The organism is Streptomyces sp. NBC_00078, assembly GCF_026343335.1.
In the GTDB taxonomy this organism is placed as follows: domain Bacteria; phylum Actinomycetota; class Actinomycetes; order Streptomycetales; family Streptomycetaceae; genus Streptomyces.
On record NZ_JAPELX010000001.1, the window covers coordinates 3,723,738 to 3,748,946 of the forward strand.

Below are 25,209 nucleotides of genomic sequence, written 5' to 3' on the forward strand. Positions count from 1 at the left end.
GGGGAAGGAATCGCGTGGAGCAGGGGGACGTGGACCAGGGGAACGTGGACCAGGGGGACACCGGGATACGGGCGTCGGGGACGGAGGGCATCCCACGGGACACTCGCAGAAGGGGAGCCGTCGTCGCCGCGCTGATGCTCGCGATGGCGCTGGCCGCCCTCGACGCCACCATCGTCTCCACGGCCGTCCCGCAGATCGTCGGCGACCTCGGCGGCTTCTCGGTCTTCTCATGGCTCTTCTCCGGCTACCTGCTCGCCGTGACGGTGACGCTCCCGGTGTACGGCAAGCTGTCGGACACCTTCGGCCGCAAGCCGGTGCTGATCGCGGGCGCCGTGCTCTTCCTGCTGGGCTCGCTGCTGTGCGCCGCCGCCTGGAACATGGCCGCGCTGATCGCCTTCCGCATCGTGCAGGGCCTGGGCGGCGGTGCGCTGCAGGGCACGGTGCAGACACTGGCGGCCGACCTCTACCCCCTGAAGGAACGCCCGAAGATCCAGTCCAAGCTGTCGACGGTGTGGGCGGTGTCGGCCGTCGCCGGCCCGGGGATCGGCGGCGTCCTGGCGGCGTACGCCGACTGGCGCTGGATCTTCCTGGTCAACCTGCCGATCGGCGCGCTGGCGCTGTGGCTGATCGTCCGCCATCTGCACGAGCCGGAACGGAAGCCGGCCGCGCGCCCCCGTATCGACTGGGCGGGCGCGCTGGCGGTGTTCGCGTGCGGAGGCGTCCTGCTGACGGCGCTGGTGCAGGGCGGCGTGGCGTGGCCGTGGCTGTCGGCGCCGTCAATGGCCTTGTTCGGTACGGGACTTGCGCTGGCCGGGGTCGTGGTCCTGGTGGAACGCCGGGCGGCCGAACCGATCATCCCCGGCTGGGTGTGGCGCCGCCGCACGATCGCCGCGGTCAATCTCGCGCTCGGCGCACTGGGGCTCCTGATGGTGGCCCCGTCCGTCTTCCTGCCGACGTACGCGCAGTCGGTACTGGGCCTGGCCCCGGTGGCGGCCGGCTTCGTCCTGTCGGTCTGGACGCTGAGCTGGCCGGTGTCGGCGGCTCTGAGCCAGCACGTGTACGGGAAGATCGGCTTCCGCAACACGGCGATGCTCGGCATCGGGACGGCGACACTGATCCTCTTCGCGTTCCCGTTCCTGCCCTACCCGGGCTCGGCCTGGCAGCCGGCGCTGCTGATGCTGCTTCTGGGCGGGGCGCTGGGCCTGTTCCAGCTCCCGCTGATCGTGGGCGTGCAGTCCACGGTGGGCTGGGCGGAACGGGGCACGACCACGGCGTCGGTGCTCTTCTGCCGTCAGACGGGCCAGACGATCGGCGCCTCCGTCTTCGGCGCCGTGGCCAACGGCGTGCTGGCCTCCCGACTGGGCGGCGCGGGCGACCTGGACTCGGTGACCCGGGACCTGGGCGCGGGCGCGGTACCGGAGGCGACCCGGCGGGCGATCGCGGACGCGGTGCACGCGGTGTACTTCGGCGCGGCCTGCGCCGCGGCACTGGCGTTCCTGGTCCTCCTGCTCCTGGCCCCGCGCCGGTTCCCCGTGCTCGCCGACTGAACGATCGGACACCAAAAGTCTGAGTTAACGCGGGTAACATTGCAGGTCAGCGTAGTAAGCGCATACCGACCAATCAGTTTGGTGAAAAGCTCGCGTTCTCCCAGTACCGGCGAGTAGCGTGCGTGGCTCCGCCCCCCCACCTCCCTGCGGTCCCCCGCACAGGACCCGAGCCACGCAAGGAGCACCGGGATGTCCTACGACCAGTCCCCGTCGTACCCGTACCGCCATCCACCGCACAATCCGCCCCCGTCCTACGTCGCCGGCCACCCGTGGCAACCGCCCACCGAACCAGCCGAAGCGGCGGGACGGCGCCGGCCCGCGGAGCCCGCGCTCGGGCACCACAGCGATCTGCGGATGCTGCGCAACGCGCACCGCTGGCAGCGGCGCACCGCCACGCTCACCGCGCTCGGCTACTTCACGCTGTTCCTGATCCTGTCGGCGTTCGCCCCGTCGTTCATGACGAGCACCGTCACCGACGGCCTGCCGGCCGGCCTGCTGCTGGCGCTGCTGCAGATCCCCGTCACATGGCTGGCGATCGCGCTGTACGAGCACACGGCCCGCCGCCATGTCGACCCGATCGCGGACCGCATCCGCAAGCAGTCGGAGCTGGACGCCAAGCGGGAGGCGGCACGGTGACGACCGGTTTCAGCGGAAACGCGCAGGCCATGTCCCTGGTGGCCTTCTCCACCGTCGCCGCGATCACCCTGCTGCTGTGTGTGATGACGGGCCCCGACGGCGACGACCTCGACGAGTTCTACACGGGCTACGGCTCCCTCTCCCCCATGCGCAACGGCCTCGCGATCGCCGGCGACTACATCTCCGCGGCGAGCGTGCTGGGCACGGGCGGCGTGATCGCCCTGTGCGGCTACGACGGGATCGCGCTGGCCCTCAGCACCGCCCTGTCGCTGATGCTGCTGATGTTCCTGCTGGCGGAACCCCTGCGCAACGCGGGCCGGTTCACCATGGGCGACGCGCTGACACGACGCATGCCCGGACGTGGCGTCCGCATCACCGCCTGCGTGGTGACCATCGCCGCACTGCTGCCGCTGATGCTGGTGCAACTGGCGGGCACGGGGCAGCTGCTGGCGTTCATCCTGGGCTTCTCCGGCGACTCGCTGCAGACCGGCTGCATCATCGGCATCGGGGCGCTGATGATCAGCTACGCGGCGATCGGCGGTATGAAGGGCACCGCCCTCATCCAGATCATGAAGATCGTGATGCTGCTCGGCTCGGGCGCCGTGGTCGCCGTCCTGATACTCCAGCACTTCGACTGGGACCCGGGCGCCCTGTTCAACGCGGCCGCCGCACAGAGCGGCGCCGGCACCTCCTTCCTGCACTCGGGGCTGGAGTTCGCGGGCAGCCCCAACCCCCGCCTGGACATGATCACTTCGGAACTCACCATCGTGATCGGCGGCGCCTGCCTGCCGCACGTCACCATGCGCATGTACACCGCGCGCAGCGCCCGTCAGGTGCGGCGCTCGATGTCCTGGGCGGTGTCGTCGGTGGTGCTGTTCGTGCTCATCATGACGGTCGTCGGCTTCGGCGCCACGGCGCTGATCGGCCGGGCGGTGATCGCACAGGCCGACCCGCAGGGCAACACGGCCTACCTGCTGGGCTCCCGCGCGGCCTTCGGCGCGAACGTCTCCGCCGCCGAGACCTTCCTTTTCACCGCGGTCACCACGGCGATCTTCCTGACCCTGCTGGCCTCCGTCGCCGGAATGATCCTCGCCTGCGCCAACTCCCTGGCCCACGACGTGTTCGCCACGCGGGTGCAGGAGATGTCGGGGCGCCGCGAGATGCTGCTGGCCCGGGTCTCGGCGCTCGCGGTGGGCGTCCCGGCGATCCTGCTGGCCACCCAGGTCCAGCACCGCAACCTGCAGCCCCTGGTGACGCTCTCCTTCTGCATCGGCGCCTCGGCCATCGCCCCCGCGCTGGTCTACAGCCTCTTCTGGCGCCGCTACACCCGTACGGGCCTGCTGTGCACCCTCATCGGCGGTACGGCCGCGGTCCTGCTCCTGATGCCGGGCACCAACCTGGTCTCCGGCTCCCCCGCCGCCGCCTTCCCCGACGCCGACTTCAACTGGTTCCCGTTCACCACGACCGGCCTCGTGACGATCCCCCTGGGCTTCGCCTTCGGCTGGCTGGGCACGGCGGCCTCCGGCCGGAAGGCGTCGGAGGAGCAGCGACGGCAGTACGAGGCGGTGGAGGGCTGGATTCTCGCGGGGGCGGTACGGCGGAACGGGTGAGGGATCGCGGGGCGGGGCGAAAGCCGGGTGAGGCCGGGGCGGAGGCCTGCACCACCACCCCCGCCCTCACTCCCCCGACGCCGAACCCGTCAACGCCGTAAGGCTGTCACGTACGTTGTCCATCTGCGCCTGCACCTCGTCCGACCGCTCCCGGTGCTCCCGCAGCACCTGCTCCGTCTCCCGGGCGATCTGCTCCTCCCGCAGCCGCGCGGCCGCGAGGATCTCGCCGGCACGCGCGCGTGCCTCGTCCATGGACTGGTGGGCGAAGTCCTGCGCCTGGCCGAACGCCCGCTTCGCCTCGGCCAGCTCCGCCTTCGCCCGCGCCAGCCGCTCCGTCCCGCGCGCCTCGCGGGCGGCCACGCGCTCGGTCTCGACCTGCTCCAGCTCGGCCAGGCGCTCGGCGAACTCCCTGGCCTGCTCGGCGCGCATCGCGAAGGTGCGCTGCCGCACCTCCCGCAGCGCGGCCAGCGCCTCGCCACGGCCCGACTTCACCGCACGCCGGGCGCCGATGCGGATGTTGTAGGCCTCGGCCTGCGCCTCGAGGAGCCGCTGCCGGGCGCGTTCATCGGCCTCACCGCATACGGCGTCGGCGTGCGCCTGTGCGGCGTCATTCACGCCGGTCGCGTACTCCTGCGCCTCGTCCATCAGGCGCTGCGCCTCCTGCCGTCCGCGCTCCCGTACCGCCGCGGCCTCCTCCTCCACGCACTGGAAGAGCTGCCGCGCACCCTCCCCGAGCGTCTCGTACGCCTGCGGGGCCAGCTGCGCCACCGTCTCCTGCAGCAGCGCGGCCTCCGCCTCCATGTCCTTGGCGAGCACGGTGAGACGGGCCGCCCTCTCCCATGCGGCGTCCCGGTCCAGGGAGAGGGCGTCGGCGAAGGCGTCGACCTGGTCAGGACAGTAACCACGCCCCCGTACGACCCAGAAGCCGTGGGGCGAGACCGATGCGCTGCTCATCCTGGAACCCCTCTCTGCCGGACCCTCCACCGAACGGGCGCGAAAATCATGAGTGCGCGCACATCTTGATATATCGGACTCAAGTGTTCATAACGCGACACTCCGGGCACGGCGGGCACAGAAAGGGGCCGGGCCGGTCGAAAACGACCGGCCCGGCCCCTCGGGATCGGATCACGTGGGTCAGCGCCGGCGCATCACAGCAGCCCGTCCCACATCTGCTCCAGCAGCACCGACCACCAGCTCTCCGGCGAACCGAGCGCCGCCGGGTCCAGGGAGGCCAGCTGGGCCTGGAAGTCGACGGTCCAGCGGCCCGCCTGCTCCTGGTTCAGCCCGAACCTGAGGCGCCACATCCGGCCCAGCAGCGCCAGGCACCGCTGGAACTCCGGCAGCCCCGTGTTCACGAACTGCGGCGGCACGGGCGCCCCACCGGGACCCGCCTCCACCGGCACGGCCACGATGTTCGCCGTGCCGTACTGCACACAGATCGCCCGGCCGAAGTCACTGCCCATCACGAGGTACGAGCCCGCGTCCGCGGCCGGCTGCACGCCACGCTCCTGCGCCAGTTCGGCGAGCGTCGGCACCGGCCGCCCCGGCTGGGCCTGCGCCCAGAAGAACGGACCCATGTCCATCGGCAGCCCCGCCACCACCAGCACCTGCGCCACGACCGGCGGCACCCCCTGCCGGGACACCGCCGCCTGCTCGAACCGGAACACACCCGGCCCGAACGCCCCGGCCATCTCCTGCGCGATCCCCTCCGGCGGAATCGGCGGCGCGGCCTGCACCGGCGGCAACGGCGCGCGCACCGGCGCCGGGCGCGCCGGCCCGTCCGCGACCTGGTGCAACTCGCCCTGGTGCGCGATCAGTTGCTGCATGCCCTGCTGCCGGCTCGCGTGATCCGTACCGTACGGCGCGATGCTCGCGATCCGCGCCTGCGGCCACTGCTCCCGGATCATCCGCGCGCAGTAGGCACCCGGCAGCTCGCACGACTCCAGCTCCGTGTGCAGCTCCAGGACCTGGTCCGGCGGCACGTTCATGCCCCGCAGCTCGTGGAAGATCTGCCACTCCGGGTGCGGTGTGCCGGGCGCCGACCGCCGGATCAGCTGCTGCTCGGAACCGTCCTGCGCGCGGTAGCGCAGGACGGCCTGGTAGCCGGGGCCCACCGTCGGCTGCGCCTGCTGCGGGTAGCCGTACGCCGGCTGCTGACCGGGCGGCGGCATCGCACCGGGCGGCATGGGCGGCTGGGGCATCGGCGGCTGCGGCATGGGCGGCGCCATACCGGGAGCGCCAGGAGCACCGGGGGCGCCCGGGGGCTGCGGCGGCGGGGGCGCGCCGGGCCCGCCAACAGGGGGCGCGGCCAGCATGGTCTCCGCATGATGAACAGCGCCTCCGCGCCCGCCCGCGGACCCGCCGGGCACACCGGGGGCACTGGGAGGCTGCGGAACGCCGGGGCCACCAGGCGCACCCGGGCCGCCCGGCGGGTTCGGTGCACCGGGGGCTCCGGGGGCTCCGGGGGCTCCGGGGAACGCCGGGGCGCCCGGAGGCGGCGGGGCGCCTGCCCCCGGGCCCATCCGACCGGGGTCGGCGAGCATCGTGGCGGCATGGTGGACACCGCCGGGAGGGGTACCCCCTGGCGCGTTGGGCGCACCGGGCGGATGGGGGGCGCCCGGCGGATGCGGCGCACCACCGGGTGCGCCAGGAGCGCCAGGAGCGCCAGGTGCTCCAGGTGCTCCAGGTGCCTGCGGCGCCCCCGGCATGCCCGGACCCTCGGGTCCGTCGGGACCGAGCGCGGACACGAGCTGCGTGGGAACGTACCCGCCGGCGCCCGGCCCGGGCGGAGGCGGAGGCGGAGGCGGAGGCGGAGGCGTGCTCCCCGGCCGCACCCCCGGAGCACCGGGGGCGCTCGGCGGGTGCGGCGTCGTCGCACTCCGGCGCGGCGGGGGCGCCGCCTTGCTCGTCGCGGCGTCGGCGATGTCCCCGGCGTTCGACGCGAGCGGCCGCCCCGGAGCAGCCGGCGACTGAGGCGCACCACCGGGCGCCTGCGGGTAGCCGTAGGAAGGCGCGGGCGGCACAGGAGAAGGCGGCGTGGCACCGGATCCGGCGGCGGCCGGCCCCTGCGGATAACCGTACGACGAAGGCGCAGGCGGCGGGCCACCCGGCACAGGAGCACCCGGCGGCGGCGTGCCCGGCGCGGCGGCACCACTCGCACCCTGCGGATACCCGTACGGCGCCCCGCCCTGCCCGGGCGGCGGCGCAGACACCGGCGCACCGCCCGGTGCACCCGGCGCGTTCGACGCCCCGCGCGCTCCCGGCACACCCGGTGCACCCGATGCACCCGGCTCGTCGACCGCCGGAGCCAACGTCGTGCGCGGCAGCCGGCTGCCGCCCGACATCAGCGCCGTCTTGGCCTCAGGCGGCGTGTCCTCACCGGACTCGCTCAACGGCGGCGCGAACACGGTCGCGGGCAGCGGTACGGAACGGTCCTCGCCGGCCTCCGCGTTGGTGTCGGTCCCGGCCCACGGAGTCGCCCCCGCGGGCACACCAGGAGCCCCCGGCGCCCCGGCGCCACCATCCGCCGGCACCGCACCGCTCCCCCCGGCCTCCGGCCACCCCGCACCGCCACCGGGCGCAACCGGAGGCGATCCCGCCGGTACCCCCGCCTGCGTCTCGGGCAGCGCTCCACCCCCGGACGCACCCTCACCCGACGAACCGGCCGCGGCACCCGCCACACCCGCACCGCTCCGCCGATCCGGGATCCCCAACTTGTCCGCCGCCTCCTGCAACCACTCCGGCGGACTCAGCAGGAACGACGTCTGATTCAGATCCACCCGTGCCGGAGCCGCCGACGCCGGGGCCGGCTCACCGGTCTCGTCCGGGCGGCCGTACTCCTCCTCGTACCGGCGGACGACCTCACCCACCGGAAGCGACGGCCACAGCGTCGCCTCGCCACTGTCCCGGGCGAGCACCAGCCGCTGCCCGCCCCCGTCCGAACGCGGCCCGTCCGCCCGGTCCTCGGCCCACAGCACGAACCCGAGCCCGAACTCCCGCACCCGCACCTCACGATGCTGGTACGAAGGCAGGTCGCCGTTGATCCACTCCTCGGCGCGCTCCTGCGCCTGCGCGAAAGTCACCATCGCAACGCTCACTCCCCCACAGAAGAGACGGAAGAGACAGAAACGGGACGCGCGAACCCGCCGTCCACCATCAGATTCGCCACCGTCTCCAGCTCCGGCGGATTGCCCGCGAGCCGCGACAGAAACGCGTCGAAGTCCTCACCGCACGGCAGCAGCAACCGCTCCACACGATCCGCCGGCGCCCACGACGGATCGACGTCCCGCGCATCGTCGTACGCGCAGAACCACACCGAGCCGATCCGCTCGCCCTTCACCTTCACCGCGAGCAGACCACCCTGAACGAAACCGACGCCCAGATAGTCCTTGGTCAGATGGTCGCGCAAGCACTTGTTGACATACACCAGATCATTGACGGCCGCCTCGTCCCGCACCGTGAAGAACGGCTGGTCGATCAACAGCCCCAGCTCCGCGTCCAGCGCCGCACCCACCGGCGCACAACCGCCCGCCGCCTTCAGAAACGAACGGTACGCACCCGGCAGCCGGTAGCCGAGATCCTCCTCGACCCCCTGCACCTGCGCCTCCGTCACCGCCACACCCGACTTCGGCAGCCCGAAGTGCGCCGGCCGTGTCTCCTGCAGCGGCCGCGTACCCCGCTTGCCCTGATCGACGTTCGACACGGCGATCCCGCCGTGATGCCGCAGCAACGCCTTCACCTCGACCGGCACCAGTTCGAGCCGCCGCGAGCCCAGCACGTGATGCCACGTCCAGCCGTGCGGCGTCGCCACCGCCGGCACCGTGTCCCACAACTCGTGCCCGGAAGCCGCCAGCGCCGCGTTCGCCGACACGTAGTCCGTCAGCCGCAGCTCGTCGACACCGAAACCCTCCGGCGGCTCCGCGATCTCCGCGGCGGCACGCGCGTAGGCCGAGAAATCGGGGTAACCACGCTCATCGATGCGTACCCCTCTCGGGTGACGTGCCGCCCGGACCGGGTCCGGGAAATGCACGTCCTGCCCGGCGTAGGCCGCGTTCGGCGGCGCGGCTTGCTGCCCGAGCCGACCTGTCGTCATGGCGGTTGCCCCCTGCGGCACTCTGGTACGGCGCGCAACGACCGGCCCAAGCCGCCCGTCACGCCCCGTATCGACTGTCTCGTCCGTCGCAACGTCCGTCTCGCCGACTTCCGTCCCGACCGTCACCGCGCGTGTCACCACGCGCCACCGCATGGGTCACCACGCACCGGCCGCATGGATCGCGGTGCCGACAGCCTATGCGGTACGACCGGACGGGTCACCGGGCACCGGTCAGCCGCCCTCCGCTTCCGTGACCAGCCGTCACCCTGCCGTGACAGCCAGCCCAAACCCGGGCGTGTCGCGCCGCCCCAGCTTCCGCACCAGCCACGGCATTTGGCACTCTGTGACGTCCGGGGGATGCTCGGGAGGGGATGACGATCATGAACGTGACGCAGACGGGACCGCACACGGCACCGCACACCGGTACCTCCGGCGATCCTCGCATCGGCTGGAGCGCCGACGAGACTCCGCACGCGCCCGCCCTCCGGCACCGCCGCGACGGCATACTCCCCACCGTCGCCGCCGCCCTCTCCGTCCGTGGCGCCACCCTCACCGGCACCGCCGCCCGCGGCGAGGAAGCCCCGCCCCTGCACCCCCTCGTCCAGGACTTCCTGGACACCCTCACCAGCGCACAACGCGACCGCTTCACCGGCCGCTGCGCCGAGACCATCCTCATCTCCCGCCTCATAGCCACGGCCGACGCCGCCCGCAGCAAGCGCGCCGCCCGCAAGCCCATGACCAACGGCGAGGCCCGCAAAGCCCTCAAGCAGGCCAAACTCACCGCCCGCCGCATCCGCGAGGACGGCGACCCCCTGCACGGCGGCTTCGCCGCACCCTGCCGCGCCTGCACCGCCCTCAGCGCACACTTCGGCGTCCGCGTCGTCGACCCCGCGGCGGCAAACGGATAGCCGCAGACGGACAACCACGACGGACAAACCCCCACCTGGCACCACATCACGGCCCCGGCCGGGCACAACCTCGGCGAACTCGACGATCGAAGGGCAGATGCACCCCGACCGCACCTCCACCACGCGCTTCCCCGTACCCGTCGACGCCGCCCTGCGCGCCGCCGGCTGGCTCCCCGGACGCTGGGACATAAAGCAGGCCGAGATCTGGGCCGACGCCCTGCGCGAGCACGCCTCACCCGCAGGCCACCGCCATGCCGTCTTCCCCGCCGCGGTCGAGGCCTGGGCCGAATTCGGCGGCCTCCACATCACACCCACAGGTCCCGGCCGCCAGGTCGCCCCCGCCGCCCTGCACCTCGACCCCCTGCACGGCCTCCACATGGCCCGCACCCTCTGCGACCTCGGCCGCGCCCTCGACACCGAAGTCAGCCCCCTCGGCACCGAGACCGACACCCAGTCCCTGCTCGCCGTCGACACCGAAGGCCGCGTCTACGCCCTCGATCACACAGGCGACTGGTACCTCGGCCCCGACATCGACCAGGCCCTCGCCGGCCTCGTCGCGGGCGTCGAACCGGTACGCCTCACAGCAGGCTGAACCGCCCAGAACACCGAGCCGCCAAAACACCGAGCACGCCCAGCACGCCCAGCACGCCCAGCACGCCCAGCACGCCCAGCACGCCCAGAACTACGCGGCCGGAATCACCGCCGACACCCGAAAACCCCCGGCGTCCGTCGGCCCCGACACGAACACGCCCCCCAGCGCGCTGACCCGCTCCTTCATCCCCACCAGCCCGTTACCCCCCGAAGGCAGCCGCGCCGACGACGCCGAGGACACCTCCGGCGGCGGCCCGTTCTCCACCTGCATCGCGATCTCCGACACCCGGTGCGCGAGCCGCACCTGCGTCTTCGCCCCCGCCGCATGCTTGTGAACGTTCGTCAACGCCTCCTGGACGACGCGATACGCGGTCTGCTCGACCTCCGCCGCATACACCCGCGCATCCCCCTCAACGGACAGATCGACGACCATCCCCGCAGCCGCCGACTGCCCGACCAACTCCTCAAGCTCCGACAGACAAGGCCCCTCACCCTCGTCCACGGCCTTCGAAGCCGCCACCGCCGCGGCCACCCCCACCGCCGCCAACGGCACCGCCTGCTCACGCCGCCGGACCCCGTCCGCACTCCTGAGCACCCCGAGCATCTCCCGCAACTCGGTCAACGCCTGCCGCCCCATGTCCCCCACCAACGCGGCATTCCTCACCGCCTTCTCAGGATCCTTCCGGGCCACAGCCTGCAACGCGGCAGCATGCACCACCATCAGACTCACCCGATGCGCGACGACGTCGTGCATCTCCCGCGCGATCCGGGTCCGCTCCTCGTTCCGCGCCCACTCGGCCCGCTCCTCGGCCCGCTCGGCCAGCAACTGCAACTCCCGCTCAAGACTGTCCGCCCGCTCCCGCAGGCTCTCCATCAGCCGACGCCGCGCCCCCACATACAGCCCCAGCAGCAGAGGCGGCGCCGTCATCCCGATCGCCGTCGTGATCGCGGCGAACGGCACGAACCAGTCACCCAGATCCCAGGTCCCGCGCGCCATGTCCTGCCGCACCCGCACGAACATCACGATCAGCATGCCGACGAGCGACATCCCCGCCAGCGACGCGATGATCCGCCGGGGCAACTCCGAGGCGGCCAGCGTGTACAGGCCGACGATGCCCATCAGATAGCCCATCTGGGCCGGAGTGATCGCGATCGAGACAAGCACCACGGCGATCGGCCACTGCCGCCGGACGAGCAGCGCGGAGCCCGCCACCACCCCGAACACAACCCCCGCGGCCACCGGGATCCCCGCGTCCCGCGCGAACCGGACCCCCTCGAACGCACACTCCACCGCCGACGCCACCGCCAGGCCGACGTCCAACGCGGCACCGCGCCAACTCACCCACCACCACGGCCCTCCCCGGGCCGCGGCATGGTCTTCCCCCGTCGTGGTCATGCCTCCAGCCTAAGGGCGCCCCCGCCCCGTTTTCCGGTGAGTTTCCGTGGCTGGCCTACACCACAGTCGGTAACCGAACGCGCACGAAACCAACCACTTTCCCTCGACCTGCATCCACGAGTCGGCCGACGCGGCCGCAGCCGAGATCTTCTGGGCCGAACTGGTCGGCGTCGACGCCTCGACCTTCCAGCGGGTCACCCTCAAGAAGCACAATCCTCGAACGAACCGGAAGAACGCATCGGAGGACTACCGGGGTTGCCTGGTCATCTACGTCGCCAAGGGCGCCGACCTATACCGTCGCATCGAGGGCTCCTGGTACGGCATAGTGTTAGGTGCCGACTCGACGATCTAACCGAACGTCCGGTTCAGTCGAGTTTGATCCCCCGTGGTGTAATTGGCAGCACTGTGGCTTTTGGTGCCATCTGTCCGGGTTCAAGTCCTGGCGGGGGAGCAGCACGCGGTAGCGGGCCCTGACAACACCGTCAGGGCCCGCTCCCATGTCCCCCGAGAAACGCCCCGGTATCCTGCGGATGTCCCCACCCACTCCACAGCCGAAGGGCAACCCCGTGAGCGCCATTCGCCCGGCAGCCGTCGTCGTTCTCGCAGCGGGTGAGGGCACCCGTATGAAGTCGGCCACACCCAAGGTCCTGCACGAGATCTGCGGACGCAGCCTCGTGGGTCATGTGCTCGCCGCCGCAGGTGAGTTGGAGCCCGAGAACCTCGTCGTGGTCGTCGGTCACGCGCGGGAGAAGGTCGTCGCGCGCCTCGCCGAGATCGACCCCGCCGTACGCACCGCCGTGCAGGCCGAGCAGAACGGCACCGGGCACGCCGTACGGATCGCCCTGGAGGAGCTGGGCGGCGGTGTCGAGGGGACCGTGGTCGTGGTCTGCGGCGACACCCCCCTCCTCACCGGCGGGACGCTGCGGCAGCTCGCCGCCACCCACGCCTCCGACGGCAACGCCGTCACGGTGCTGACGGCCGAGGTCCCGGACGCCACCGGTTACGGCCGGATCGTGCGCGACGAGGCGACCGGTGCCGTCACCGGGATCGTCGAGCACAAGGATGCGAGCGAGGAGCAGCGCGCGATCCGTGAGATCAACTCCGGTGTGTTCGCGTTCGACGGTCAACTCCTCGCCGACGCCCTGAAGAAGGTCCGTACGGACAACAGTCAGGGTGAGGAGTATCTGACGGATGTGCTGGGGATCCTGCGTGAGGCCGGTCACCGTGTCGGGGCCTCCGTGGCCGGTGATCATCGCGAGATCGCCGGGATCAACAACCGGGTGCAGCTGAGTGAGGCGCGCAGGATTCTCAATGACCGGCTGCTCTCGGAGGCGATGCTGGCCGGCGTCACGGTCGTCGATCCGGCGACGACGTGGGTGGATGTGACGGTCTCGTTCGAGCAGGACGCGGTGGTCCATCCCGGCACGCAACTGCAGGGCTCCACGCATCTCGGTGAGGGTGCGGAGGTCGGGCCCAACAGCCGTCTCAGGGATACGCGGGTGGACGCCGGTGCGCGCGTCGACAACACGGTGGCGGACGGTGCCCATGTCGGGCCGCAGGCGACGGTGGGGCCGTACGCCTATCTGCGGCCGGGTACGCGACTGGGGCTGAAGGCCAAGGTCGGTACGTACGTGGAGACGAAGAACGCGTCGATCGGGGAGGGGACGAAGGTCCCGCATCTGTCCTATGTCGGTGACGCGACGATCGGCGAGTACACCAACATCGGTGCCGCGAGTGTGTTCGTGAACTACGACGGGCAGGAGAAGCACCACACGACGGTCGGATCCCACTGCCGGACGGGCTCGGACAATATGTTTGTGGCTCCCGTCACGGTCGGGGACGGCTCGTACACGGCCGCGGGGTCCGTGATCACGAAGGACGTACCGGCCGGTTCGCTGGCCGTGGCCCGTGGCCAGCAGCGGAATATCGAGGGTTGGGTGGCCCGTAAGCGTCCGGGAAGTGCTGCCGCGAAGGCGGCCGAGGCGGCTTCCCGGCAGGGCGGTGGCGAAGACTGACCGGAAACGGGTGCGTCAAACTCGGCGTACCGTGATATCTGCACATACTCGTATCGCCACCAGCTGAGACACCTCTGAGGAGACTGTGCTGTGACCGGGTTCAAGACGACCGGCGAGAAGAAGATGATGTTCTTCTCCGGCCGCGCCCACCCCGAGCTTGCCGAGGAGGTCACCCAGCAGCTGGGTGTCGGGGTTGTTCCGACGAAGGCCTTCGACTTCGCGAACGGGGAGATCTACGTCCGTTATCAGGAGTCGGCACGTGGTGCGGACTGCTTCCTGATTCAGAGCCATACGGCTCCGATCAACAAGTGGATCATGGAGCAGTTGATCATGATCGACGCGCTGAAGCGTGCGTCGGCGCGTTCCATCACGGTCATCGTGCCGTTCTACGGTTACGCGCGGCAGGACAAGAAGCACCGTGGCCGTGAACCGATTTCGGCCCGTCTGGTCGCGGATCTGATGAAGACGGCTGGTGCGGACCGCATCCTCACGGTTGATCTGCATACGGACCAGATCCAGGGCTTCTTCGACGGTCCGGTCGATCATCTCTTCGCTCTTCCGCTTCTGGCGGACTACGTGGGTGCGAAGGTCGACCGGGACAAGCTGACGGTTGTCTCGCCGGACGCCGGTCGGGTGCGGGTGGCGGACCGTTGGTGTGACCGGCTGGGTGCGCCGCTGGCGATCGTGCACAAGCGTCGTGACAAGGACGTCGCCAACCAGGTCACCGTGCATGAGGTGGTCGGTGAGGTGAAGGGTCGCGTGTGTGTCCTGGTGGACGACATGATCGACACGGGTGGCACGATCTGTGCGGCCGCGGACGCGCTGTTCGCGCATGGTGCGGAGGACGTCATCGTGACGGCGACGCATGGTGTGCTGTCGGGTCCGGCCGCGGATCGTCTGAAGAACTCGAAGGTGAGTGAGTTCGTTTTCACGAACACGCTGCCCACGCCGGGTGAGCTGGAGCTGGACAAGATCACGGTGCTGTCCATCGCGCCGACGATCGCGAGTGCGGTGCGTGAGGTGTTCGAGGACGGTTCGGTGACGAGCCTCTTCGACGAGCAGTAGTAGTCGGCCGGTTGGTAGGCCGGTCAGTGCAGTAAGGGTTCTGCAGCGAAGATCCTTTTGGGTACGGCCTTCCTCTCCGAGTAGACTGCTCCAGTTGCTCGGCGAGGGAGGCCGTCCTCTTGTGAGGTTCGGTTGTCCGTTATCGACGCGCTCTTCGTAGCAGGCCGTTCGTGGCCGGGTGACCACGTCCGTTCCTGATTTCCACGAGGAGTGTTCATGTCCGAGGTCAAGATCTCCGCAGAGACCCGTAACGAGTTCGGCAAGGGCGCCGCCCGCCGTATCCGCCGTGACAGCAAGGTTCCCGGTGTTCTGTACGGTCACGGTTCCGACCCGCTTCACCTGACCCTCCCGGGCCACGACCTGCTGCTCGCCCTGCGTACGCCGAACGTCCTGATCGCGCTGGACATCGACGGCAAGACGAACGAGCTGGCGATTCCGAAGTCCGTGCAGCGTGACCCGATCAAGGGCTTCCTGGAGCACATCGACCTGCAGCTGGTCAAGCGCGGCGAGAAGGTCACCGTCGAGATCTACGTCCACACCGAGGGCGACCTGGCGCCGGGCGGCAACCTGCTGGAGCACGTTCTGAACGCGCTGCCGGTCGAGGCCGAGGCCACCCACATCCCCGAGTCGGTCACGGTGTCCATCGAGGGTCTGGAGGCCGGTGCCGCCATCCTCGCCAAGGACATCACGCTGCCGAGCGGCACCACGCTGGCCGTCGACGAGGACACCGTCGTCCTGCAGGTCCTGGCCGCGCAGGCGGAGGAGGCCACGGAGGAGTCCGAGGGCGACGAGGCCGTCGCCGAGGCCTGAGCCGCACCGTAGTCGTTTCGTCAGCCGCTGTTTCCCCCGGGGGGCAGCGGCTGGCTGCTGGGGTCCGGGGGATCTCCCGGGAAAGCACAGCAAGGAGACATGGACGTGACCACCCCCGCCAATGGCCCCTGGCTCGTCGTGGGCCTCGGCAATCCGGGACCCGAGTACGCGAGGAACCGGCACAATGTCGGGTTCATGGTGGCCGATCTGCTGGCCGAGCGGATCGGGGGGAAGTTCAAGCGGGCCGGGAAGGCCCAGGCGCAGGTCGTGGAGGGGCGGATCGGGCCGCCCGGGCCGGCGAACCGGCGGGTGATCCTCGCCAAGCCGATGTCGTACATGAACCTTTCGGGCGGGCCGGTGAGCGCGCTGCGGGACTTCTACAAGGTTCCGGTGGCGAACATCGTGGCTGTGCACGACGAGCTGGACATCGACTACGGCGTGCTGCGGCTGAAGCTGGGCGGCGGGGACAACGGGCACAACGGCCTGAAGTCGATGACGAAGGCGATGGGGGCGGAGTATCACCGGGTGCGGTTCGGGATCGGGCGGCCCCCGGGGCGGCAGCAGGTGGCGGACTTCGTGCTGAAGGACTTCTCCTCCGCGGAGCGCAAGGAGTTGGACTACTTCGTGGACCGGGCGGCCGACGCCGTGGAGTGTCTGGTGATCGAGGGGCTGGAGCGGGCGCAAAGCACGTACAACTCCTGACTTGTCCCCGCGGGAGTTGACCGGGCGTGCAGGCATGGCCAATGATCCCGGCCATGCCTGCCACAGCCGCCCGTTCCCGTCAGGCCTCCCGGCACTCCGCCCCCCACGTCTCCCGTCAGGCCTCGGCCGTCGCTCTGCGGTTCGGGCGGCTCGCGGCGATGGGTACGGTCGCGGCGCTGATCCTGATCGCCGGGGTGTGGGGGTCGTGGAAGACCGCGCCGTACGTGATGCTCACGAAGGGGCGGGAGCGCGGCACGATCGAGGTGACGCGGTGCGGGGAGGACACCTGCACGGGTCCGTTCACGCCGCTCTCGCAGGGTGCGCCGGACCGGGGCCGGGTCGTCATCGAGAAGACGGTCGCGGTGGCGAAGGGGCGGACGTACACGGTCGTGGTGAAGCCGGGCGGTGACGAGGTCCTGCGGTCGGGGCCTGCGGGGGTCCTGTACGCGTGGGTGCCGTTCGGCGGGGCGTTGCTGCTGGCCTCGGTCGTGGTGGCCGGGGGGCTGGGGCGGACGCGCGCCGCGTGGGTGATGGCGGGGTCGGGGGTCGCGCTGCTGACGGCGGCGTTCGTGGCGATCTGAGCCCTTTCGTCGTACTGCAAGGACTCGGGGGAGGGCGGCGGTACGACGCCGGTTCCGTCGATGTCCGCTTCCCCGTCCGCCTCCGCGTCCCCGTCCTCCGAGGCCTCTTCGTCCGCGCCCTCCGAGGCCTCCGCGTCCCCGAGCTCGTCGGCCGGTGAGGCCGCGGCCTCCGCATCCCCGCAGGGCGGTTCGGGCGACCTGGCCGAGACGGGCAACGGTGCCCCCGTGGGTCTGCTCTCCGGTGCCGCGGCCGCGTTGGTCGCGGCGGGCGGTTACCTGGTGGTCCGGCGGCGCCGGGCCTGAGGTACGGCATGACATGAGGGTGCCCCCGAGCTGGTACGAAGCTCGGGGGGCACCCTCATCTCCCAACGGGTCAGCCGGTGTTGCGCAGGCCCGCCGCCACGCCGTTGACCGTGAGCAGGAGGGCGCGCGCGAGGAGCGGGTCGGCCTGTTCGCCGGCGGCCGCGGCGTCGCGCTGGCGCTTGAGGAGGGTCACCTGGAGGTAGGAGATCGGGTCCAGGTAGGCGTCGCGGATGGTGAAGGTCTGCTTCAACACCGGGGCGGCGTCGAGGAGTTCGCGCTCGCCGGTCACCTTGAGCACCTCGCGCACGGTGAGTTCGTGCTCGGCCCTGATGGTGTCGAAGACGTGCTTGAGGTCGTCGGGGACGAGGGTGTCGACGTAGTGGGCGGCGATGCGCAGGTCGGTCTTGGCGAGGGTCATCTCGACGTTGGAGATGAAGTTGCGGAAGAAGTGCCACTGTTCGTGCATCTCGTCGAGCACGGTGTCCAGGCCCGCCTCCCGCAGTGCCTTCAGGCCGGAGCCGACGCCGTACCAGCCGGGGACGATCTGCCGGGACTGGGTCCAGCCGAAGACCCACGGGATGGCGCGCAGGCCGTCGAGGCCGGCGCCGGAGTCGGGCCGGCGGGAGGGGCGGGAGCCGAGGTGCAGGTCGGCGAGCTGGTCGACGGGGGTGGAGGCGAAGAAGTAGGCGGGCAGGTCGGGGTCCTCGACCAGCTGTCGGTAGGCGGCCTCGGCGGCGTTGCTGACGACGTCCATGGCGGCGTCCCAGCGGGCGAGTGCCTCGACGGACTGGCGGGGAGCGGTGTGCAGGGCGGAGGCCTGGAGGGTGGCGGCGACGGTGAGTTCGAGGTTCTCGCGGGCCAGGGACGGCACGAGGTACTTGTCGGAGATGACCTCGCCCTGCTCGGTGACCTTGATCTCGCCTTCGAGGGTGCCCCACGGCTGGGCGAGGATCGCGTCGTGGGAGGGGCCGCCGCCGCGGCCGACGGTGCCGCCGCGGCCGTGGAAGAGGCGCAGCCGTACGCCGTAGCGGTGGGCGACGTCGCGCAGTCGGCGCTGGGCGCGGTGGATCTCCCACTGCGAGGTGGTGATGCCGCCGAACTTGGAGGAGTCGGAGTAGCCGAGCATGACCTCCTGGACGTCGCCCCTGAGCGCGACGAGGCGCCGGTAGGACGGGTCGGAGAGCATGTCCTCCAGGATCGTGTCGGCGGCCTTGAGTTCGTCGGTGGTCTCCAGCAGGGGCACGATGCCGATCTTCGCCCAGCCGGCGTGCAGGTCGATGAGCCCGGCCTCGCGGGCGAGGACGGCCGCCGCGAACACGTCGTCGGCGCCCTGGCACATCGAGATGATGTACGACTCGATGACCTCGGGTCCGAAGACCTCCAGGGCTCGCTTGACGGTCTGGAAGACGCCGAGGGTCTTCTCGCCGGGTGCGTCGACGGGCGCCGGTGTCGGGGCCAGCGGCCTCCTCGACCTGAGTTCCTTGGCGAGGAGCTTGGACCGGTAGTCGCGGGGCATGTCGGCGTAGCGCCAGGACTCCTCGCCGAGGCGGTCGAAGAGCTGGCCGAGGGCGTGGTGGTGGGCGTCGGCGTGCTCGCGTACGTCCATGGTCGCGAGCTGGAGGCCGAAGGCGGCCAGTGTGCGGATGGTGCGGTTCATGCGGCCGTCGGCGAAGAGCGCGCCCCGGTGCTCCCTGAGGGAGGTCTGGATCAGGACGAGGTCCTGCAGCAGTTCGGCGGTGCCGAGGTAGTCGCGGCCGGTCCGGTGCGGGATGCCCTTGGCGAGGCGCTGCTTGGTGTTCTCCAGCTTCTGCCGGATGCAGGTGGCCTTGAGGCGGTAGGGCTCCTCGGCGTTGAGGCGCTTGTAGCGGGGGCTGATCTCGGGGAGGCGGTCGAGGTCGGCCTGGAGGGAGTCGAGGAGTTCCTGGGTGGCGCCGGTGTAGCGGATGGAGTTCGACAGGAAGCCGCGGAGCTCGTCGATCAGGTCCAGGGCGTCGTTGATGCCGTGCTCGTGCTGGAGGATCAGGACGTCCCAGGTGACCTGGGGGGTGACGTTCGGGTTGCCGTCGCGGTCGCCGCCGATCCAGGTGCCGAAGGTGAGGGGACGGGTGTCGTCGGGCAGCTTCACCCCCACCCGCTCCAGCTCGGCGGTGAGGTCCTCCAGGACGTCGCCGACGGCGTTCGCGTGCAGTTCGTCGAGGTAGTAGATGGCGTTGCGGGCCTCGTCGGCGGGTTCCGGGCGTACGACGCGCAGCTCGTCGGTCTGCCAGACGAGGTCGATGTTCTCGGCCAGCCGGGTGTCGTGGCGGCGGCGGTCGGCCTCGATGACCGGGGTTTCCAGGAGTGCGGCGATGCGCCGGAGCTTGTTGAGGACCGAGCGGCGCGCGGCCTCGGTGGGGTGCGCCGTGAACACGGGCCGGACGTTGAGGTGGCGGACCGCCTGGCGCAGGTGCGCGGGGTCGGCGTCCTTCAGCCGGTCGGCCGTACGGGCCAGCAGTCCGCCCTCGGCGGCACGCCGCTCGCGCAGTTCGCGGCCGCGGTGGACCTGCTCGGTGACGTTGGCCAGGTGGAAGTAGGTGGAGAAGGCGCGGACCAGCTTGGCCGCGGTGGGGAGTTCGGTGCCGCGCAGCAGCTCGGCGGCGGCCTCGCCGTCCTCGCGGGTGAGACGGCGCACCTTCTCGACGAGTTCCAGCAGCTCGGGGCCCTCCTGGCGGACGAGAGTCTCGCCGAGGAGGTCTCCCAGCCGTCGGATGTCGGCTCGCAGCTCACTGTTGGTCGACGTGGTGCTCGTGGTCAGGTCGTCGGCACTGCTCACAGGTGCGGCTCCTTGCAGTGATCAGGCGGTGTGTCGCGCAGCGGCCCTTGCGAAGGGCGCTGGTGGGCGACGGGTGGGATCGTCCGGGAGGGGAACCCGGGGCAGGGGCCGCGCGGCGGGCGCCGCATACGGCCCTGGCAACCGGGAATGAATCAGAGCGGACCGCGCTGTCCGACCGACTCCAAGGATAGGTGTCCATGCGGACGCGCAGAATGTCGGGCTCTTGCCGCCGGGCGCCGCGCTGCCATACTTACGATGCCGTAGGTTACGGAACCGTAGGGTCCGTTGTAACGGAACCCGGGCACGGTTCCAGCAGCCGCTTCCCGACACCAGTCTCAAACCTCGACCCCACAGGGGACGCCCCATGACCGCAAGCTCCGACGTGATCGACGACGCCCCGAGGGCGAACGGCGACACCTCACTGACCTCGGCAACCCTGGGTGGAGACAAGAAGGGGTCGGTCGAGCAGATCGCGCTTCTTCTCTTCATCGTCGTCCCCTTCGTGGCGCTTCTCGCCGCGATCCCGCTGGCCTGGGGCTGGGGTGTGAGCTGGCTCGACCTCGGCCTGATGGTCTTCTTCTACTTCCTCGGCTGCCACGGTGTGACCATCGGTTACCACCGCTACTTCACCCACGGCTCCTTCAAGGCGAAGCGGCCGCTGCGCATCGCGCTCGCCATCGCCGGCTCGATGGCGGTGGAGGGGCCGGTGGTCCGCTGGGTCGCCGACCACCGCAAGCACCACAAGTTCTCCGACGCGGAGGGCGACCCGCACTCTCCGTGGCGTTTCGGCGAGACGCTGCCGGCGCTGATGAAGGGCCTGTGGTGGGCGCACATCGCATGGATGTTCGACGAGGAGCGGACGCCGCAGGAGAAGTACGCCCCGGATCTGATCAGGGACCCGGCGATCCGGGCGATCTCCCGCCAGTTCATCTACTGGACGGTGCTCTCCCTGGCCCTGCCCCCGCTGATCGGCGGTCTGGCCACGATGTCCTGGTGGGGCGCGTTCACCGGCTTCTTCTGGGGCTCACTCGTCCGGGTGGCTCTGCTGCATCACGTGACCTGGTCGATCAACTCGATCTGCCACGCGGTCGGCAAGCGTCCCTTCAAGTCGCGCGACAAGTCCGGCAACGTGTGGTGGCTGGCCGTCCTGTCCTGCGGCGAGTCCTGGCACAACCTGCACCATGCCGACCCGACCTCCGCGCGGCACGGTGTGATGCGCGGCCAGCTGGACTCCTCGGCGCGCATCATCCGCTGGTTCGAGGCGTTCGGCTGGGCGTACGACGTGCGCTGGCCGTCACGCTCACGTATCGATTCACGCCGTAACACCGGCCAGGACGGCTCATCGCCCCGGAAGGAGTCGGCGAAGGCGGCATGATTGACGCCGTGGCGACCGACTCCAGCAGTACCCCGAGCAATGAGAAGCCGCGGCGAGCGCGGCGCACCCGGATGACGGGAGCCGAGCGCCGCCAGCAGCTGCTCGAGATCGGTCGCACGCTGTTCGCCGCCAAGGGGTTCGAGGGCACGTCGGTGGAGGAGATCGCGGCGAAGGCCGGGGTGTCCAAGCCGATGGTGTACGAGCACTTCGGCGGCAAGGAGGGCCTGTACGCGGTGGTGGTGGACCGCGAGATGCGCCGTCTGCTGGACATGGTGACCGGTTCGCTGACGGCAGGCCATCCCCGTGAGCTGTGTGAACAGGCGGCGTTCGCGCTCCTGGACTACATCGAGGAGAACACGGACGGCTTCCGCATCCTGGTCCGTGACTCCCCCATCCCCCAGTCGACGGGTTCCTTCGCGTCGCTGATCTCGGACATCGCCACCCAGGTGGAGGACATCCTGGGCCGCGAGTTCAAGAGCCGTGGCTTCGACCCCAAGCTCGCCCCGCTGTACGCCCAGGCCCTGGTCGGCATGGTCGCGCTGACCGGTCAGTGGTGGCTGGACGTGCGCCGCCCGAAGAAGGCGGAGGTCGCCGCCCATCTGGTGAACCTGGCCTGGCACGGGCTGGACGGGCTGGAGGCGAAGCCGCACCTGATAGGTCGCCGCAAAAGCTGAGTCCCGTACCGGCGGGGGACGCATGGTACGGGACTCAGGTGCTTTACGGAGCGGTGCTTACGGGGCTCAGTGCTTGAAGACGTCCTTCGTCTTCTCCTTGGCCTGGCGTGCGTCGCCCTTCGCCTGCTCGGCCTCGCCCTCGGCCGTCATGCGCTCGTTGCCGACCGCGCGGCCCACGGCTTCCTTCGCCTTCCCCTTGGCCTGTTCGGTCTTGCCCTTGGCCTTCTCGTCCTTCGCCACCGTCGATCACTCCCGGTCAGTTTGGGCTTCGGTGTCAGCACGTCGAGTAACCGTCACGGCACCGGGCAAACCCTCCTCAGCGCCCCGGCTCCAGGAATTCCAGCCGGTTGCCGACGGAGTCCTCGGAGTAGAAGCGCCGGTGTTCCGGGAGGCCGTCGTCCCAGGTCACCGCGGCCCCATGCGCCCCGAGCCGGGCGGCGTACGCCTCGATCCCCGTGACCCGCAGCCCCGGGTGGGACTTCTTCGCCGGCCTGAAGTCCTCCTCGACACCAAGGTGCAGCTGCACCACTCCCGCCTGGAACCAGCACCCGCCCCGCGCCGCGAGCGCGGGCGGCTTGGGGATCTCGGTCATGCCGAGGACGTCGACGTAGTACGCCCGCAGCCGGTCCTCGGAGCCGGGTGGCGCGGCGAGCTGGACATGGTCGACGGCGGTGATCACTCTCAGGCCTCCTTGCGGGCCACGGCGAAGATCCGGCGGAACGGGAACGCGGTGCCGTACGCCGTGGCCGGATAGGCCTCCCGCAGGGACGCCCGGTACTCGCCGACGAACTCCTCGCGGGCCGCCGGATCATCGGCGAGGGCGGTGAGGACCGGCCGCAGCCCGGTCCCCTTGACCCAGTCGAGCACCGGGTCCTCGCCGGTCAGGAGATGGACGTACGTCGTCTCCCAGACGTCCGCCGCGCAGCCGAGGGAGGTCAGCCGCTCCAGGTAGGCCTCCGGCGCGAGGACGGCGTCGTCGTGGCGGAGGGTGTCGGCGAGGCGGTCCTTCCAGCGTGCGGAGTGGGCGAGTTCGCGCATCAGCGTGTGGCTGGGGGCGGAGAAGTTGCCGGGGACCTGGAAGGCAAAGGTGCCACCGGGCCTGAGGCCCGCGATCCACTCCCCGAACTGCTCCGCGTGCCCCGGGACCCACTGCAGGGTGGCGTTGCTGAGGATCAGGTCGCACGGCCGCGGGGGCACCCAGCGGCGGACGTCGGCGTAACTGAAGTCGAGGCGTCCCCCGCCGGACGTGGGGCCCCCATGCTCCACGAGCGCCTTGTCGAGCATCTCCGGCGAGTTGTCGTACCCGGTGATGGTCGCGGCGGGCCAGCGGCCGGCGAGCAGGACGGTGACGTTGCCGGGGCCGCAGCCGAGGTCGGCGATGTGGGGCGGGTTGCCTGGCAGCTCCGGGACGCGGGCCAGGAGGTCGGCGAAGGGGCGGGCGCGATGGCCTGCGTGACGCAGGTACTGGGCGGGGTCCCAGGTGGGGGCGGCGGCGGGCATGGATGGCCTCCTCGGCGTACTGGACTGGTACCCAGCCTCCCTCCCGATTTACCTTGACGTCAAGAGACTCGACATCAAGAGACTTCACATCGACACAACCACTACACTGATCGCCATGGAGGACGAGGTCGATCGGCTGGTCGCAGCGTGGCGCCGGGAGCGCCCTGACCTCGACGTGGAACCGCTCGAGGTGCTCAGCCGGGTCAGCAGACTGGCCCGGCATCTGGACCGGGCGCGCCGGCTGGCCTTCGCCGAGCACAGCCTGGAGCCCTGGGAGTTCGACGTGCTGACGGCGCTCAGGCGTGCGGGCACGCCGTACCAGCTCTCGCCGGGGCAGCTGCTGACGCAGACCCTGGTCACCTCGGGCACGATGACCAACCGCATCGACCGCCTCGCGAAGAAGGGCTTGGTGGAGCGACTGCCCGACCCGAGCGACCGCCGCGGTGTGCTGGTGCGGCTGACCGAGGAGGGGCAGGACCGCGCGGACCAGGCCCTGGCGGGTCTGCTGGACCAGGAGCGGGCGATCCTCGCCGAACTGTCACGTGCCCAGCGCGGCGACCTCGCGGGGCTGCTACGCCAGCTGACCGCCCCGTTCGACAACATCCCCGGCTAGGTCGACGGGGCCGACGCCGGCCCGGCGGGCGAGCGCGACGGCGGCCAGGGTCGAGTGGACGCCCAGCTTGCCGAGGACGTTCTGCATGTGTGTGCGCACGGTGTGCGGCGAGAGGAACAGCCGCTCGGCGACGGCCTTCCTGCCCAGCCCCGCGACCATGCAGCGCAGCACTTCCCGCTCCCTCGGAGTCAGGGACTCCACCAGGCGCTCGCTCTCGGTGCGGTGCTTGCGCGCGGCGGTCAACTCCCTGAGCACACCGGTGAGCAGGGCCGGCGGCAGATGCGTCTCGTCGCGCAGCACGCCCCGGATGACGCTGAGCAGCCGGGACAGCGAGCAGTCCTTGGCCACCCAGCCTGAGGCCCCGGCCTGCAGTGCGAGCGCGGCACGCCGCGGGTCGTCCTTCTCGGCGAGCACGATGATCCGTACGCCCGGCTGCCCGGAGCGCACCCCGGCGACCAGCGAGATCCCGTCGACGAGGCCGTCCTCGTTGGCCTCCTGAACGGGCACGGCCGGCCGGACTCCCGGCACGTTCCCGCCCAGATCGGAGTCGACGAGCAGCACGTCGAACCGGCGTCCCTCGGCTGCCGCACGCTCCAGGCTGCGCAGCGCGGCGGGACCGCTGCCCGCCGCGGAGACGTCGACGTCGGGCTCGGCCGCAAGAGCGGCGGCGAGCGATTCGGCGAAGATGCGATGGTCGTCGACGACCAGGACTCGGATGCGAACCACGAAACCCCCTTCCCCAAGCTCTCCAAGAGCAGGGGATGCCTCATCGTCGGGAGACGGCACGGGCGCAGGTACGGCGCCCGAAGCACCCCAGGTCGTGCTTGACCACCTGGGACTGGAACGGCACACCGCACGGCCGTCGCCGTGCGGAGACTGCTACCCCCACTTCGGGCGTCGTACCCGACTGTCTCGCCCCCTGATCGGCACCGGCCCCCACCGGTGCTGCTCATCAGGGTACGGCCGGGGGGCAGGAGCG

Annotated in this window: 23 protein-coding genes, 1 tRNA gene and 1 pseudogene; 16 read left to right on the forward strand and 9 right to left on the reverse strand. The window is 70.9% G+C overall.

Annotated features, from left to right (window positions below):
- The first annotated feature begins 44 nt into the window (after positions 1-44).
- From OOK07_RS17305 to OOK07_RS17315, 3 genes are all read left to right on the forward strand, one after another.
- A complete protein-coding gene (locus OOK07_RS17305) occupies positions 45-1,547 on the forward strand; it encodes an MFS transporter (protein WP_406313326.1) in 1,503 nt (500 codons plus the stop codon).
- A 189-nt stretch (positions 1,548-1,736) separates the two neighbouring features.
- Entirely contained in the window at positions 1,737-2,183 is a 447-nt protein-coding gene (locus OOK07_RS17310; protein WP_266681199.1) for a DUF485 domain-containing protein, read from the forward strand.
- Positions 2,180-3,793 carry a sodium/solute symporter gene (locus OOK07_RS17315; protein WP_266797289.1) on the forward strand — a complete coding sequence of 538 codons (1,614 nt, stop codon included), beginning with the start codon at positions 2,180-2,182 and terminating at the stop codon, positions 3,791-3,793. The genes OOK07_RS17310 and OOK07_RS17315 overlap by 4 nt, the downstream gene beginning before the upstream one ends.
- A gap of 66 nt (positions 3,794-3,859) precedes the next feature.
- On the opposite strand, the gene OOK07_RS17320 is transcribed toward OOK07_RS17315, so the two are convergent.
- The 3 genes from OOK07_RS17320 to OOK07_RS17330 form a co-directional block, all read right to left on the reverse strand.
- On the reverse strand, positions 3,860-4,747 hold the full coding sequence (locus OOK07_RS17320; RefSeq protein WP_266797291.1) for a coiled-coil domain-containing protein: 888 nt from the start codon (positions 4,745-4,747) through the stop codon (positions 3,860-3,862).
- Positions 4,748-4,941: 194 nt separating this feature from the next.
- Positions 4,942-7,878, reverse strand: a complete 2,937-nt coding sequence (locus OOK07_RS17325; protein WP_266797293.1) for an SUKH-4 family immunity protein — start codon at positions 7,876-7,878, stop codon at positions 4,942-4,944.
- Positions 7,879-7,886: 8 nt separating this feature from the next.
- Positions 7,887-8,885: an SMI1/KNR4 family protein gene (locus OOK07_RS17330; RefSeq protein ID WP_266797294.1), complete on the reverse strand. Its 999-nt coding sequence runs from the start codon at positions 8,883-8,885 to the stop codon at positions 7,887-7,889.
- A gap of 371 nt (positions 8,886-9,256) precedes the next feature.
- Here OOK07_RS17330 and OOK07_RS17335 point away from each other — a divergent pair, with 371 nt between their 5' ends.
- Positions 9,257-9,793, forward strand: a complete 537-nt coding sequence (locus OOK07_RS17335; RefSeq protein WP_266681209.1) for a YwqJ-related putative deaminase — start codon at positions 9,257-9,259, stop codon at positions 9,791-9,793.
- A gap of 97 nt (positions 9,794-9,890) precedes the next feature.
- The gene (locus tag OOK07_RS17340) at positions 9,891-10,385 is read left to right on the forward strand and encodes an SUKH-3 domain-containing protein (protein ID WP_266681211.1); all 495 of its coding nucleotides are present in this window, start codon (positions 9,891-9,893) and stop codon (positions 10,383-10,385) included.
- 90 nt (positions 10,386-10,475) lie between these two features.
- Here the strand turns inward: OOK07_RS17340 and OOK07_RS17345 are convergent, their stop codons facing one another.
- Entirely contained in the window at positions 10,476-11,780 is a 1,305-nt protein-coding gene (locus OOK07_RS17345; protein WP_266681213.1) for a sensor histidine kinase, read from the reverse strand.
- Positions 11,781-11,892: 112 nt separating this feature from the next.
- Between OOK07_RS17345 and OOK07_RS17350 the strand changes: the two are divergent.
- From OOK07_RS17350 to OOK07_RS17385, 8 genes and pseudogenes are all read left to right on the forward strand, one after another.
- Positions 11,893-12,132 (forward strand): annotated as a pseudogene (locus OOK07_RS17350) (hypothetical protein); the annotation flags it as partial.
- A 27-nt stretch (positions 12,133-12,159) separates the two neighbouring features.
- A tRNA-Gln gene (locus OOK07_RS17355) sits at positions 12,160-12,231 on the forward strand.
- Between the two features lie 115 nt (positions 12,232-12,346).
- On the forward strand, positions 12,347-13,795 hold the full coding sequence (gene glmU, locus OOK07_RS17360; RefSeq protein WP_266681215.1) for a bifunctional UDP-N-acetylglucosamine diphosphorylase/glucosamine-1-phosphate N-acetyltransferase GlmU: 1,449 nt from the start codon (positions 12,347-12,349) through the stop codon (positions 13,793-13,795).
- 90 nt (positions 13,796-13,885) lie between these two features.
- The gene (locus OOK07_RS17365; RefSeq protein ID WP_266681217.1) at positions 13,886-14,860 is read left to right on the forward strand and encodes a ribose-phosphate diphosphokinase; all 975 of its coding nucleotides are present in this window, start codon (positions 13,886-13,888) and stop codon (positions 14,858-14,860) included.
- 216 nt (positions 14,861-15,076) lie between these two features.
- A complete protein-coding gene (locus OOK07_RS17370) occupies positions 15,077-15,670 on the forward strand; it encodes a 50S ribosomal protein L25/general stress protein Ctc (RefSeq protein WP_266681219.1) in 594 nt (197 codons plus the stop codon).
- Positions 15,671-15,769: 99 nt separating this feature from the next.
- Positions 15,770-16,372, forward strand: a complete 603-nt coding sequence (pth, locus tag OOK07_RS17375) for an aminoacyl-tRNA hydrolase (protein ID WP_266681221.1) — start codon at positions 15,770-15,772, stop codon at positions 16,370-16,372.
- A gap of 41 nt (positions 16,373-16,413) precedes the next feature.
- On the forward strand, positions 16,414-16,953 hold the full coding sequence (locus OOK07_RS17380) for a hypothetical protein (RefSeq protein ID WP_266683578.1): 540 nt from the start codon (positions 16,414-16,416) through the stop codon (positions 16,951-16,953).
- A 60-nt stretch (positions 16,954-17,013) separates the two neighbouring features.
- Complete coding sequence (locus OOK07_RS17385; protein ID WP_266681223.1) at positions 17,014-17,256, forward strand: LAVTG motif-containing sortase-dependent surface protein; 243 nt, start codon at positions 17,014-17,016, stop codon at positions 17,254-17,256.
- A 70-nt stretch (positions 17,257-17,326) separates the two neighbouring features.
- Here the strand turns inward: OOK07_RS17385 and ppc are convergent, their stop codons facing one another.
- On the reverse strand, positions 17,327-20,068 hold the full coding sequence (gene ppc, locus OOK07_RS17390) for a phosphoenolpyruvate carboxylase (RefSeq protein WP_266681225.1): 2,742 nt from the start codon (positions 20,066-20,068) through the stop codon (positions 17,327-17,329).
- A 364-nt stretch (positions 20,069-20,432) separates the two neighbouring features.
- Between ppc and OOK07_RS17395 the strand changes: the two genes are divergently transcribed.
- Positions 20,433-21,443 carry an acyl-CoA desaturase gene (locus OOK07_RS17395; protein ID WP_266681227.1) on the forward strand — a complete coding sequence of 337 codons (1,011 nt, stop codon included), beginning with the start codon at positions 20,433-20,435 and terminating at the stop codon, positions 21,441-21,443.
- Positions 21,440-22,117 (forward strand): TetR/AcrR family transcriptional regulator, encoded by a 678-nt coding sequence (locus OOK07_RS17400; protein WP_266515818.1) that lies wholly within the window; start codon positions 21,440-21,442, stop codon positions 22,115-22,117. The genes OOK07_RS17395 and OOK07_RS17400 overlap by 4 nt, the downstream gene beginning before the upstream one ends.
- A 66-nt stretch (positions 22,118-22,183) precedes the next feature.
- On the opposite strand, the gene OOK07_RS17405 is transcribed toward OOK07_RS17400, so the two are convergent.
- The 3 genes from OOK07_RS17405 to OOK07_RS17415 form a co-directional block, all read right to left on the reverse strand.
- Positions 22,184-22,357 (reverse strand): CsbD family protein, encoded by a 174-nt coding sequence (locus OOK07_RS17405; protein WP_266797299.1) that lies wholly within the window; start codon positions 22,355-22,357, stop codon positions 22,184-22,186.
- Between the two features lie 76 nt (positions 22,358-22,433).
- Positions 22,434-22,796: a VOC family protein gene (locus OOK07_RS17410; RefSeq protein ID WP_266681231.1), complete on the reverse strand. Its 363-nt coding sequence runs from the start codon at positions 22,794-22,796 to the stop codon at positions 22,434-22,436.
- A gap of 2 nt (positions 22,797-22,798) precedes the next feature.
- Positions 22,799-23,617, reverse strand: coding sequence for a trans-aconitate 2-methyltransferase (locus OOK07_RS17415; RefSeq protein WP_266681233.1), 819 nt, complete (start codon positions 23,615-23,617; stop codon positions 22,799-22,801).
- 115 nt (positions 23,618-23,732) lie between these two features.
- On the opposite strand from OOK07_RS17415, the gene OOK07_RS17420 reads away from it, so the two are divergent.
- On the forward strand, positions 23,733-24,230 hold the full coding sequence (locus OOK07_RS17420) for a MarR family winged helix-turn-helix transcriptional regulator (RefSeq protein WP_266681235.1): 498 nt from the start codon (positions 23,733-23,735) through the stop codon (positions 24,228-24,230).
- On the opposite strand, the gene OOK07_RS17425 is transcribed toward OOK07_RS17420, so the two are convergent.
- Positions 24,189-24,956: a LuxR C-terminal-related transcriptional regulator gene (locus OOK07_RS17425; protein ID WP_266797301.1), complete on the reverse strand. Its 768-nt coding sequence runs from the start codon at positions 24,954-24,956 to the stop codon at positions 24,189-24,191. The two genes, OOK07_RS17420 and OOK07_RS17425, sit on opposite strands and share 42 nt — an antisense overlap.
- Positions 24,957-25,209: the final 253 nt, after the last annotated feature.